General features: G+C 49.9%; 10 protein-coding genes. 7 read left to right on the forward strand and 3 right to left on the reverse strand.

Annotated features, from left to right (window positions below; all coding sequences use genetic code 11):
• The 5 genes from ACOJS8_RS24180 to ACOJS8_RS24200 all read left to right on the forward strand — a co-directional run.
• Positions 1 to 315 (forward strand): GlcG/HbpS family heme-binding protein (locus ACOJS8_RS24180; protein ID WP_420151129.1); only part of this gene is annotated, 315 nt, incomplete at its 5' end.
• 52 nt (positions 316 to 367) lie between these two features.
• A complete protein-coding gene (gene fdhA, locus ACOJS8_RS24185) occupies positions 368 to 1558 on the forward strand; it encodes a formaldehyde dehydrogenase, glutathione-independent (RefSeq protein ID WP_420151130.1) in 1191 nt (396 codons plus the stop codon).
• Between the two features lie 257 nt (positions 1559 to 1815).
• Positions 1816 to 2007, forward strand: a complete 192-nt coding sequence (locus ACOJS8_RS24190; protein WP_420151131.1) for a hypothetical protein — start codon at positions 1816 to 1818, stop codon at positions 2005 to 2007.
• A 112-nt stretch (positions 2008 to 2119) separates the two neighbouring features.
• Positions 2120 to 4546 (forward strand): ABC transporter permease, encoded by a 2427-nt coding sequence (locus ACOJS8_RS24195; protein ID WP_420151132.1) that lies wholly within the window; start codon positions 2120 to 2122, stop codon positions 4544 to 4546.
• Positions 4547 to 4682: 136 nt separating this feature from the next.
• Positions 4683 to 7100, forward strand: a complete 2418-nt coding sequence (locus ACOJS8_RS24200; protein ID WP_420151133.1) for an ABC transporter permease — start codon at positions 4683 to 4685, stop codon at positions 7098 to 7100.
• A 75-nt stretch (positions 7101 to 7175) separates the two neighbouring features.
• On the opposite strand, the gene ACOJS8_RS24205 is transcribed toward ACOJS8_RS24200, so the two are convergent.
• The gene (locus tag ACOJS8_RS24205) at positions 7176 to 7634 is read right to left on the reverse strand and encodes a hypothetical protein (RefSeq protein ID WP_420151134.1); all 459 of its coding nucleotides are present in this window, start codon (positions 7632 to 7634) and stop codon (positions 7176 to 7178) included.
• A 34-nt stretch (positions 7635 to 7668) separates the two neighbouring features.
• Here ACOJS8_RS24205 and ACOJS8_RS24210 point away from each other — a divergent pair, with 34 nt between their 5' ends.
• On the forward strand, positions 7669 to 10071 hold the full coding sequence (locus tag ACOJS8_RS24210) for an ABC transporter permease (protein WP_420151135.1): 2403 nt from the start codon (positions 7669 to 7671) through the stop codon (positions 10069 to 10071).
• Between the two features lie 96 nt (positions 10072 to 10167).
• On the opposite strand, the gene ACOJS8_RS24215 is transcribed toward ACOJS8_RS24210, so the two are convergent.
• A complete protein-coding gene (locus ACOJS8_RS24215; protein ID WP_420151136.1) occupies positions 10168 to 10551 on the reverse strand; it encodes a hypothetical protein in 384 nt (127 codons plus the stop codon).
• A 119-nt stretch (positions 10552 to 10670) separates the two neighbouring features.
• On the opposite strand from ACOJS8_RS24215, the gene ACOJS8_RS24220 reads away from it, so the two are divergent.
• Positions 10671 to 11822, forward strand: coding sequence for an NAD(P)-binding domain-containing protein (locus ACOJS8_RS24220; RefSeq protein ID WP_420151137.1), 1152 nt, complete (start codon positions 10671 to 10673; stop codon positions 11820 to 11822).
• 103 nt (positions 11823 to 11925) lie between these two features.
• On the opposite strand, the gene ACOJS8_RS24225 is transcribed toward ACOJS8_RS24220, so the two are convergent.
• Entirely contained in the window at positions 11926 to 13215 is a 1290-nt protein-coding gene (locus ACOJS8_RS24225; RefSeq protein WP_420151138.1) for a polysaccharide pyruvyl transferase family protein, read from the reverse strand.
• Positions 13216 to 13226: the final 11 nt, after the last annotated feature.

Consider the following 13226-nt stretch of genomic DNA (forward strand, 5'->3'; position numbering starts at 1 on the left):
GTCGATGCGGGTGCGAATATGATGGCCTTTGTCCATATGGAGGGGGCGTGGCTCTGGTCAATTGATATTTCGCAGCGCAAAGCCCGAACGGCTCGGTATTTCGATATGCCCACTGGAGAAATTGGCAAACTGTCGCAGCCGGGTGGTTCACTCTACAACATTGAACACTCAAACGGTGGTTTGATTACGTTCCCGGGCGGCATTCCTATTAAAAACGCCGAGGGCGACATTATCGGCGCTATCGGTGTTTCGGGCAGCACCGTTGAAAATGACCATACGGTTGCGCAGGCTGGTGTCGATGCGATTAGCCATTAGTTGTTGAAAGTGACTTTGCCATTTCCTTTAACCCTCTAAACCCTGTTCGATTATGTGTCAGAATCATGGTGTTGCCTACGTAAAACCCGGTGTGGTTGAAGTACAGTCCATTGAGTATCCTAAACTGGCCCTCGGTGATCGCCAATGTCATCATGGGGTCATTCTGCAGATCGTTTCAACCAACATCTGCGGCAGCGACCAGCACATGGTTCGTGGTCGAACAACAGCCCCGGCGGGATTAGTACTAGGTCACGAAATAACTGGTCTGGTTATTGAAACTGGACGAGATGTCGAATTCATTAAAAAAGGCGATCTGGTATCCGTTCCCTTTAATATTGCCTGCGGACGTTGCCGAAACTGTAAAGCTGGCCAAACAGGTATCTGTCTGAATGTGAATCCGTCACGTCCTGGAGCCGCTTACGGTTATGTGGATATGGGCGGCTGGGTTGGTGGCCAGGCCGAATACGTAATGGTTCCTTACGCCGATTTCAACTTGCTGAAATTTCCAGACAAAGATCAGGCAATGGCCAAAATCCGTGATCTGACGCTCCTCTCCGACATTTTTCCAACGGGTTATCATGGAGCCGTAACAGCGGGGGTTGGTCCTGGTTCCATTGTCTACATAGCTGGTGCTGGCCCAGTAGGACTAGCCTCTGCCGCTTCCTGCCATTTGTTAGGTGCTGCCGTTGTCATTGTTGGGGACATGATACCAGAGCGGTTGGAACAGGCAAAAAGCTTTGGTTGTGAAGTTGTGGATTTACGTAAGGACACGCCACTTCCTGACCAGATTGCCGAAATCATTGGCGTTCCCGAAGTCGACTCGGCGGTTGATTGCGTCGGTTTTGAAGCCCGGGGGCACGGCGCCAACGTTGGTACCGAATTGCCAGCCACCGTTCTTAATTCTGCCATGACCGTTACGCGGGCAGGTGGCGCGATTGGCATTCCAGGACTTTACGTAACGGGTGACCCCGGCGCATCGACCGAGGCTGCCAAAGAGGGAAACCTGGTTATTCGGATCGGATTGGGCTGGGCCAAATCGCACTCATTCTATACAGGCCAGTGCCCGGTAATGAAATATCACCGGCAATTGATGAATGCTATTCTGTACGATAAAATTCAGATTGCCAAAGCCGTAAATGTTGAAGTAATCAGCCTCGATAAAGCTCCGCAAGGCTACCACGATTTTGATAAAGGAGCGGCTAAAAAATTCGTCATTGATCCGCATGGTTTAATACCGAACTAGGAAACAAAAGAATAAGCAAAAGAGATAATCGGTTGATTGTAACTCCCCCTTATACTACGTTTCCGTGGCCCTTGACCCGCTGCTCAGGGCCTCTGGTATACCCTGTCCACTGTCGTACAAAATATGTCCGATAGTGGACAGAGCTTTTTATAACCCACCCATAAATCCCTAGTTTTTAGTACGTTAGCGACATGGCACGATCCTAGCACGAACGTAACTGAACATCCTCTTTTCACTACACAAATTTCTACTGAATCATGAAAGCGCAACTTGCTTTTCTTAGCATTTTTATGAAAGTCCTGCTGATGCTGTTGATTCTTGCCTTTTGTTTTATGGGTAATTCTGAAAAAGAATCTGTCTGCGCCGGAGCCCAGCAAAATTCAGAAACATTAGCCATCAGGAACGTAACGGACGTACTCCTGCATTCGGTGCATCTACAGCGACTCTGATAAAGCAGAAAGCGAAGAACATGGGTTAAAAAGTGCTACGTTTCTGGCTCTCTGATTCGTAGGTGCGTTCAGTAGATAAGTTTATTATGAATCAAACAGTAAGGCGAAAGACATGCTAACCAATTACCTTAAAATTGCCTGGCGGACACTACGTAAGCAGCAGGGCTTTACGTTCATCAACATCGTTGGTCTGGCTGTTGGTATGGCCTGTTGCATGCTCATTATGCTTTATGTGTTGGATGAACTGAGTTTCGACCGCTACAATGAAAAAGCCGACCGTATTTACCGCATCCATGCCGACATTAAGTTTGGCGGTAACGATATGCATTTTGCCGTTTCGCCTGATCCGATAGGTCCGACGCTCAAGAAAGATTATCCGCAGGTCGAACAGTTCGTACGGCTTCACCAGCAGGGAACGTGGTTAGTGAAACGAGCTGGCGAAACAATCAATCTGCGCGAAGACAATATTACGTTTGCCGACTCTACCCTGTTCGACGTCTTTACGTTGCCCCTGATCTCGGGCGACCCCAAACGGGCACTCGCGCAGCCTAATTCAGTAGTCATCAGCGAATCAGCGGCTAAACGACATTTCGGCAATCAGAATCCAATGGGTCAGCCGATGATGTTTGACAACAACAAAACGTTTAACGTAACGGGTGTCATGCGTGACATGCCTACGAATGCACATTTCCATAGCGACTTCTTTGTGAGCATGCTCAATGACAATTACCCCTGGGGGCAATGGCTCAGCAATAACCACCATACGTATATACTGTTGAAGCCCGGTACAGATGCGCAGGCATTTGCCAAAAACTTCGATACGGTCATTGAGAAATACGTGGGTCCGCAGGCCATGCAAATGACTGGTTCAACCATGGAGCAGTTTCGCAAAGCAGGCAACAGCCTCAATTACTGGATGATTCCCCTTACGGATATTCACCTGTACTCTAAACAACAAATTGAACTGGCTCCCAATGGCGATATTCAGTACGTCTACATTTTCTCAGCTGTAGCCTTTTTCATTCTGCTCATTGCCTGTATTAATTTCATGAATCTGGCCACAGCCCGCTCGGCGAATCGGGCGAAGGAAGTGGGCGTGCGAAAGGTGATGGGGTCTGAGCGCCAACAACTGGTTGGCCAGTTTATGACCGAGTCTATCCTGACAACGACGCTGGCTATGGTGCTGGCGTTATGCCTGGTTGCCATTACGCTGCCTGAATTCAACAAACTTTCAGCCAAATCGCTGGCTATCAGCCAACTGACATCCACTTACTACTTACCCCTGCTCATTGCTTTACCACTAGTCGTCGGTTTGCTGGCTGGTAGCTATCCGGCTTTCTTCCTGTCTTCTTTTCAGCCAATTACGGTGTTGAAAGGGCGAATTAACGTGAGTTTTCGGAGCGCCGGACTACGTAGTGGACTGGTTGTTTTTCAGTTTATGATGTCGGTGGTGCTCATCATCGGAACATTGATTGTGTATCGCCAGATCACGTACATTCAGACGAAGAACGTAGGTTTTAACCGCGACCAGGTTCTGAAGATCAACGATTTGTATGCGCTGGGTAACCAAACCGAAGCATTTCGGCAGGAAGTGTTACGTCTGCCTGGCGTGGTTAGCGGCAGCATTTCGGGCTACCTCCCAACCCCCTCCGACCGTAGCGATAATGCGTTTTTTGCGGAAGGCCAGACGAATCTGAACAAAGGAATAAATATGCAGAACTGGGGCGTTGATTACGATTACCTGAAAACGCTCGGCATACAGTTAGTCCAGGGACGTGATTTCTCCCGCAATTTTGGCGCCGATTCGGCAGGCATCCTTCTGAATGAAGCCGCCGTACGTATTTTGGGCTTTAAAGATCCAATCGGTAAACGGATCTGGTCGTACGACGATCCAAAACTTAAGACCCGCAAAACCTATACGATCATTGGAGTTGTTAAAAATTTCCATTTCGAATCGCTCCGACGTAACATCGGTGCCTTGTCGATGACCCTCCAGCCCAGTTCCGGAGCGGCTGCGTTCCGGTTCAGCAACGCAAACGTGCCCGACCTGATGAAACAGATAGAAGCTAAATGGAAACAGATTGCGCCTGGGCAGCCATTCAGCTACCAGTTTATGGACGACAGCTTCGATGATATGTACCGGGCAGAGCAACGGGTTGGTACGATTGCGCTGACATTCGCGGTATTGGCTGTGCTGATCGCCTGCCTGGGCCTGTTTGGGCTGGCTGCTTTTATGGCCGAACAACGTACCAAAGAGATTGGTGTTCGTAAAGTGCTGGGCGCCAGCGTTACCAGCATCATTGGCTTACTGTCCAAAGATTTTTTGAAGCTTATCGTAATTGCCATTGTGATTGCCTCCCCGCTGGCCTGGTACGCCATGAGCCAATGGCTGAATGACTTCGCCTACAAAATAGATATTGAATGGTGGATGTTTGCGGTAGCAGGGCTTTTGGCCATCGGTATTGCCCTGCTGACAGTGAGTTTTCAGAGCATCAAAGCCGCCCTGATGAATCCCGTAAAAGCGCTACGTTCGGAGTAAGAACTATAAAGTCTGATGGAATCTTGTTCAGCCTTGAGAACGCTTAACATTTTTTAACAGGCTACTAATCAGGCAAAAGCGCAAACCATATTCGATTGTCGATACCTTCGTGCCGACATCGTAAATCGGTTGGCTTATGCTTCAGAACTATCTAAAAATTGCGGTTCGCAATCTCCTTCGGCGTCGTTTCTACGCGCTCGTTACGTTACTTGGCCTAACGGTAGGCATGACGTTCCTGCTGCTCATCGGCAACTACATTCAGGGTGAACTGGCCGTTAATAAAACGCTACGTAACGCCACTCAGCAGTATCTGATACAGAGCCGTTGGCGGGAGGAAAATATGGGTATGGACATTACTACGCTAGGGGCTCTTGGTCCGACGCTCAAGCAACTGTATCCAAACCTGATTGCCAATTATTACCGATTTTACGGAGTCACGGCTATTGTATCGAATGGCGAGAAGCATTTCCGGGAAAGTGTTCAAATCGGCGATTCAACACTCGTGTCCATGTTTGGTTTTCCGATGGCTTACGGTGACCCGAAAACAGCCCTTCTCGAACCAAATTCGATTGTCATTACAGCCCAGGTAGCGCAGAAGTTTTTTGGTAGAACCGACGTACTGCGTCAACAGCTAACCGTACAAACACCCGCTGCCGGGAAACAGGTATTTACGGTGACGGGTGTCTTGCAGGATTTACCCCGAAACAGCGTAACGGGCCTGCTGCCCAAGCCCGATCAGCTATTTATTCCGATGCGGGACGTCGGCTATTTCTCATCAAAAGCCAGTATCGATTCCTGGCAGAATCAGTACATACCAACGTATCTGGAACTGCAACCCGGTGTTACGTCTGAGCAGTTAACGAAACCTCTTGCCAACGTATTGGCAACGTATGCCCCGCCCAGCTTCAAAGGAAATTTACAGGCTTACCTGAGTCCGCTCGAAACGTATTACCTGAAAGCGCAGAATGGGCTGGTCGAGAAAATGGTGCTGACGCTGAGTTTGATTGGCGTATTTATTCTGCTAATGGCCGTGGTCAATTTCGTAAACATTACCATCGGTATGTCGGCAACACGTCTGCGCGAAATAGGGGTCAGAAAAGCGCTGGGTGGACTGAAGAAGCAGCTCATTGGGCAGTTTTTAGCGGAATCGCTGTTGCTTACGGTCGGCGCTACGTTACTGGCGCTGGGTTTTCACGAGATTTTCCGACCCCTATTTGCCGACGTACTGGAACGTCCCATTCCGTCGCTAATCAACTGGTCGCCAGTTTCCTACGCTAGTCTGTTTGGTTTGGTGCTGCTCATTGGCCTGCTGGCGGGCAGTTACCCGGCTTTCATTTTGTCGGCTTTGCCATCGGTAGCGTCGCTGAAAGGGAAACTGACCGCATCAATGGAGAAAGGTGTTGGGTTTCGCCGGGCATTGATTGTGTTTCAGTTCATCGTTGCCATCTTCGTTTTTGTGGGCGCGGTGGTGATTGGGCGGCAGGTTGCTTATTTTTTCAGTAAAGAGTTAGGCTACCAGAAAGAGCAGATTATGACCGTAGCGTCGGTGCCCCGCGATTGGTCGCCCGGCGGAGTGCAGCGGATGGAAGGGATTCGAAACCAGTTGGCCCGCATTCCGGGCGTGCGAGAGGTAAGCTTTTCGTTCGAAATTCCGGACGGCAAGAGCAGTGGTAGTGGTCGGTTGTTTCAGCAGGGCCGCGATAGCAGTCAGGCGGCCGTTGTTACGGTACTGACGACTGATGAACATTTCGCGCAAACGTACGGATTGTCGATGCGGGAAGGGAGATTTTTTAATGCGAACGGTGGCGCTTACGACTCCACGAGCGTTGTTCTGAATGAATCGGCGGCTAAAGCCTTGAACTGGACCATCCCTGCGAAAGCGATAGGTCAATACGTTCGGTTTCAGGGTGATAGCCGGACGTACCGGGTAGACGGTATTTTAAAGGATTTTCACTTCGGTTCTTTGCACGAAACGATCAATCCACTCATCGTTCTGAACGTACGTACCAATCCCATTTATCGTTATTTTTCGTTTAACATTGCTCCCGGCCGGCTGGCGGAAACAGTAGAACGTATTGACCAAGAATGGTCGCGGATTTTTCCTGACGCTCCTTTCGAGTATGCCTTCATGGACGATACGCTCCAGCGGTTGTATCAGACCGAAATGCAGCTCCAGAAAGCCTCTAAACTGGCTACTACGCTAGCACTGATAATTGTGTTGCTGGGTGTGCTGGGGCTGGTATCACTCAACGTAACGCGACGTACCAAAGAGATCGGGATTCGGAAAGTACTGGGAGCCACTACGTTCAGCATCGTCAACCTGTTCATGAACGAATTTGTCCTGATTTTGCTGATTGCCAACACGATTGCCTGGCCGATTGCCTACTATTTTCTGAACGACTGGTTAACGCATTTTGCTTACCGGACGGACGTATCGTGGATGCCGTTCGTGCTGGTCGCTTTCGCGCTGACCTTACTGACGGGCCTTGTTGTCAGTACGCAAGCCATCCGGGCCGCGCTGGTGAATCCGGTGAAATCGCTACGTAGTGAATAGCAAGGGGCAGAGAGCATGGAGCAAAGGGAGGAGTGTTGCTAGTCTTCCTCCTTGCCCCATGCCCTCTGCCCCTTGCTACAAAAACTGACTCAGGTCTAACTGAAGGATTTCCGAAAACGACGATTCGGTTGTCAGGCCACCGTCGCCAAAGCGATAGCGAAGCCATTTGCCTGTTCGGTAATCGTAGACAAAGCCTTCACGAATTCCATAATCATCTTCGTCTTTCAGCTGAATTACTTTACGCAAATCTCCTTTCAACCCGTTTGTATGACAGATTTCAATAATGATGGGGGTTTGGGCCAGTTGGTTATCTCGCAACGATACGTCCGGCGCAGGCGGTCCGTCGTTACGGCTTGTCTTTCCTTCATCGAGCACCGTCTCGGGCAATGGCTCCAGCGCAATCGCTTTTTCGCGGTGATACAGGACCCCTAAACCGATTGCCAACAGAGATATAATACGCTGATGATCAATGGGTTTGCATATACCCAAATCTTCGACAACCAAAGATGGCTCTGTTGCGGCAGGAAAATACATAAGCTGTTGTTTTCAACAAATCTACCAAAAAATTATGCTTCGTTCATATCTCAAAATCGCCCTGCGGAACCTGCTTTCGCAACGTGCTTACACGCTCCTGAACGTAACGGGTCTGACCATCGGTATGACGAGCGGACTGCTGATTTTTCTGTTTATCCGCTATCATCTTAGCATTGACCGTCATCATACCAGGTTCGAACGAATTTTCCGTGTGGTAACTGATTTACATCTGGCCGACGGCTCAGTAGAGTATTACCCTGAAGCTCCGCTTCCCATGGCGAAAACGTTACGTACCGATTATCCGCAGGTGGAGCAGGCCGCTTATCTGAAGATGAACCGTGACTTAACGGTCGAGCCCCGAAATGTTACGTCATCCTCACCCCAAACCCGTTTTCTGGAACACAAAAGCACGGCCCTGGTCGAGCCCGAACTGTTCGATATGCTGGATTACCAATGGCTTCGGGGCAATGCCAAAACGGCGCTACGTGAGCCGAACAGCGTAGTACTGACCGAATCGTGGGCGAAGAAATATTTTGGCGACGCAAACCCCATCGGCAAGACGCTAACGCTCAATCATTTGACCGACGCTAAAGTAACCGGCGTTCTGGCCGATCCGCCCAAAACCACTGACCTCGACATCAATCTGTTTATTTCTATATCGACACTATCCAGGCTGGATTCTTCGTACAATCAGAACGATTGGTCATGGCTCATGAGTACCGACCGACTTTTCGTTACGTTAAAAAATCCGGAATCCGTTGCCAATCTGGAAGCGGCCATGCCTGCCCTGCTGAAGAAACATTTCGGCGCCGACGCGCGCTATTACCAATTTCATTTTCAGCCACTACGTGATGTACATTTCGACGTAAAACGCGTTGTGGGCGGGGCCATTCGTCCGTCATTGCTTTGGTCGCTGGGGTTAGTTGGCTTGTTTCTGGTGCTGACTGCCTGCATCAATTTTGTGAATCTGGCTACGGCGCAGGCGTTGCGTCGAAGCAAAGAAGTTGGTATTCGTAAAACGCTCGGCAGTACGCGGGCCCAACTCATTCGTCAATTTCTGCTCGAAACCACACTTATCGTCCTGACCGCAACAGGCTTTGCCGTATTGCTGACCCTTGTTACGTTGCCGCTTTTCAACCAGTGGCTGTCCACTTATTTATCGCTGGAGCTGGATGCGCCAACGCTTGGTTTTGTTCTTCTGCTGCTGGGATCGGTTATTGTTCTGGCAGGAGGTTACCCGGCCGCCGTTCTATCGGGATTCAGTCCGTGGGCTGCGCTGAAGGGCGCTTTGCCAGTTCGCGCGCAGGGTAATTATTCAATACGTCAGGCGCTGATCGTACTGCAATTCGTTGTCTGTCAGGCGCTGATTGTTGGGGCTTTGGTGGTTTCAGCACAGGTGCGCTATCTGCATGAAGCGGATCTGGGTTTCAAAAAAGATAACGTAGTGGTTGTTACGTTGCCCAACCCGCAAAAAGAGCGACGGGAAGCGTTCAAAAATGAACTGTTGCAATACCCTGAAATCAAATCGGTCAGCGCCAGTCATCAGCCGCCCTCGTCACGTCTGTTGTACGGCGGTTCGTTCAAGATGGACGACAAAGCGGAATGGGCAGACTACCCCGTTCGGGAGCGAGTAGCGGATGCGGATTACCTGAAAACGTATGGGCTGGAACTTGTAGCCGGGCGCAACCTTTCTCCTGGCGATACAATCCGGGAGTACCTGGTTAACGAAGCGTTTCTGAAGAAAATGAACATCCGTGATCCGCAAAAAATTCTGGGTCGAAAAATGCAGTATTATCTGTCGCCGGTTGCGCTGCCGATTGTGGGTGTTGTCAAAGATTTTCACCTGCGCTCGCTCCACGACGAGATTCAGCCCTGTTTTATTGCCTGTCATTCACCGTTTTTTCAGGAAGCAGGCATTCGTGTATCGGGTCATGATCCAGCACAAACGCTTCAGCGCATTCGGCAAGTATGGGAGAAACTATACCCGAACGAGGTGTTTGAATACGCGTATTTAGACGAACAACTGGCGAAATTCTACGAAACGGAAAGTCTGATTTTCCGGCTGGTCAATACGTTCACAGGTATCGCTATTCTGATTTGCTGTCTGGGTTTGTATGGTCTGGTTTCATTTGTTGTCACGCAACGTACCAAAGAAATCGGGATCAGGAAAGTGCTCGGCGCCAGCGTCGCCAGTATCGTTACGTTGCTCTCCAAAGACTTCGTAAAACTGGTGCTGCTGGCTATTCTGATTGCCAGCCCGATTGCCTGGTACGTCATGAACCAGTGGCTAAACGACTTTGCCTACAAAATCGCGATCGATTGGTGGCTATTTGTCTTATCGGGTTTGCTGGCGATTGGAATCGCCTTACTCACCGTCAGCTTTCAAAGTATCCGGGCCGCTGTGGTGAATCCGGTTAAATCACTACGTAGTGAATAAGTAGTATGGTGCGCGTTTCCCTGTTTTCAGCGACGTTACGTTAGCGTGATTGGTGGCTACGTGTAAGAATGCTTTTAGCTGTCTGAAATATAATGCTTAGCTATGTTCAGAAAAACGATTTATTCGTTCGTTGTACAAATCGAGTGCGGTATCGTCGACCTCACGGGCCTGACTAAGATCAAGTCGGAGGAAATCGGCTCGGTCGGCACCATCCACCATGCCCTCAAACTTAAGCTCCTGCTCAACCCAAGTGGAGGATTTATGCAACGAGATGGCCTGTTCGAGAACTGCCTGTACAATACCCGTGGTCCGACCTGTGCTTTGGGTTGTTAGTAACAGCGTCGCAATATCCCGAATGTAGTCCGAATAAGTCAGCCCAATACTGGGCAGGTTAGCCTGAACCCATTGGGCGGCTAGACTTAGAATCACGTCTTTGTAGGGAGCGGCCTGTAGGTCGTCGGGTCGTATGCGTTGGTTCACCGGCCCAATTTACGACTTCTCCATCAAGTTTACATACACTGAACGAGGGGTCAGCCCTTGCTGAGCTATACATTGTTTTGTAAGTTTAACTCCTCTGAATCAACCACAAACACCTCTTTATGCATCCTATAACCAATACTCTCATTGTTGGTGCTGGACCGTTTGGCCTTGGCCTGGCCGCTTATTTACAGCGACGGGGCTATGATTACCAACTGGTAGGAAAACCTATGGAGTTCTGGAAAGAACATATGCCTCAGGGAATGTTACTCCGCTCGAATGCCAACTGGTATCTTGATCCTGATCATAAGTGGACCATCGATACTTTCTTGAGGTTGCATGATCCAGTCCGGTCGCCAACGGCACCTATTTCCCGGGAGCAGTATATTGCCTATGTGGACTGGTTTCGTCAACAAGCTCGTATCCCTGTGGTCCCGGCTTATGTAGAACGTTTAGGGTATGATACGGGTTTGTTTACCGCTGAGTTAGCGAACGGTCATACCATTCAGGCACAAAACGTAGTAGTGGCTACCGGCTTCGAGCACTTTGCGTATTATCCTCCTGAACTGGTGGCTCTCTTACCAGCGGGCCATTTTCAGCATAGCTGCGATGCGGTTACGATGAGTGCCTATCGGAATAAGCGGGTTCTAGTGATTGGTGGTCGACAGAGTGCCTTTGAGTCGGCCGCTTTGCTGCGGGAAGCCGGTGCCCGGCACGTTCACATCAGTTACCGGCACGATACGCCCCGTTTTGAGGAGGCAGACTGGTCCTGGGTCGAAACGATTGTCGAGCAAATGGCTGGTCAACCGGACTGGTTTAGCTGCTTATCGACCCAGCAACAGCAGGAATATCGCCATAAGCTCTGGGCAGAAGGACGCTTAAAGCTGGAACCCTGGCTTGAAAAGCGTATTAATCAGCCGGACGTCAGTCTTTACCCACGTACGGAGGTCGTATGGGTAAACCAGCAACCGGATGATTCACTACGGATCGGGTTAAATACTGGCCTGCACCTGGATATTGATGCCCTCATCCTGGCAACGGGTTATCAGGTCAATGTAGCTCGTCTGCCGTTCCTCTCCGACTCCATTCAGACAGCGCTAAAGACTCAGAATGGGTCTCCCTTGCTGGATCACCAGTTTCAAAGCAGCATTACTGGTCTGTATTTCAGCAGCTTTGCCGCGGGTCAGAGCTTTGGCCCTTTTTTTGGATTTACCGTCGGGGTCCGTACCGCAGCCCAGTTGATTGGTCAGGCTCTGGTAAGGACCCCGGTCTGAGGCCGTTGATGATCGTACTGAACGTAGTACATTATCAGCCGGGCCATAGCCTGCTCCGAAGGATGAATGAACCCGTTTCCGGTATTCGCAGGTTTACTACGAATCAAACGGCGGTTACGTTCTTTTTGACTAAGTCCATCGTTTCACGCTGGCGTTGTTCCACAAATTTCCGGGCTTTGGCCGCTTTGGCTTTGGCTGCTTTTGGGTCTTTTGCCATCGCTAATACCGCCGGTGCATAACGGGCAATATCCTGTTCGTTATCCATGTCGAAAAGCCAGTCGCCCAGGCCGATATCCCGCCACATAAACCCTTTACTGGTTTGTTCGGCAAATCGGCCAACGATGGCTGGAATCCCGTTACCGATGCACATAATGGGCGAATGCATTTCTAAACCAAACATACCCGCCGATCGGATGTAGGTACTAACGGCCTCGTCGGTCAGCCAGTATTTGTCACGCCAGATCACTTTGGACTTGACATCGTCGGGCAATTTATCCAGCAGGATTTCCTTGCCTAGCTTCACCTGCGTTTCATCTTCGGGACAAATCAGAATTTTCATATTTGTCTGTCGAACAACAGCGATAATAGCTTCCCGAAGGGGTGCATTGTCATGTTCGCGCATTTCCTTGTTACGGGTATCCCGCTTTTCGTCGAAGGCCGTTTTTTTAGCCGGAATTTCCCAGTACGGTGTAAAACGGTTACGCGGAATGACGCACATAAATTTTCCTTCTTCCAGGCCGTGTTCCTTCATGAACGTAGTGGCTGCCTGGTCGTTCCGCAAATCCACAGCAAACGCTCCATCAGGACAGAACTCCATGATCGGGTTGTGAACGCCGTTCTTTTTAGCAAAATCCATCGAAGGAGAATCCCGAAACAAGGCAAATTTTGCTTTGTTCAGCATTTCGACAGCTTGCGGGTTGGGCGTCACCATGGCTTTCGGATCAGGACTGTAAACACCCGGAAACGTAATGCCATACACGCCAAACGGTTTGCCCGTTTCTTTATCCCATTGAACAACACTGCCGGTAGCAACCAGTGATGGCCCCGATCCGTGGAGAAGAAACGCACATTCTTTAAAGGCCAGCGCAATCTCTTCCGGTGTTTTAATAATTGGCACTTTCGGGAATCGCCGACGTAGCAGTTCATCCACGCCATTATCGACACTGGACGGCCATAAGCGAACCTCTACGTCGGGAAGGTATTTTTCCAGCAAAGTCAGTACGCCGGGCGTATGCCCAATATCTCCGATGTTGACCGTCTGCCAGGAGGAACGTAGTATGATCGATTTTTTGGCGACCAGACCGTCTGTGGCTGATTGTGCTAAAGAAGGAAGGCCTGACAGCAGGGCAATCAGGGAGGGCGTGTGTTTAAGAAAATCTCTGCGAGTTGTCATAATTCTGAATG

Source organism: Spirosoma sp. (assembly GCF_048594605.1).
Lineage (GTDB): Bacteria > Bacteroidota > Bacteroidia > Cytophagales > Spirosomataceae > Spirosoma.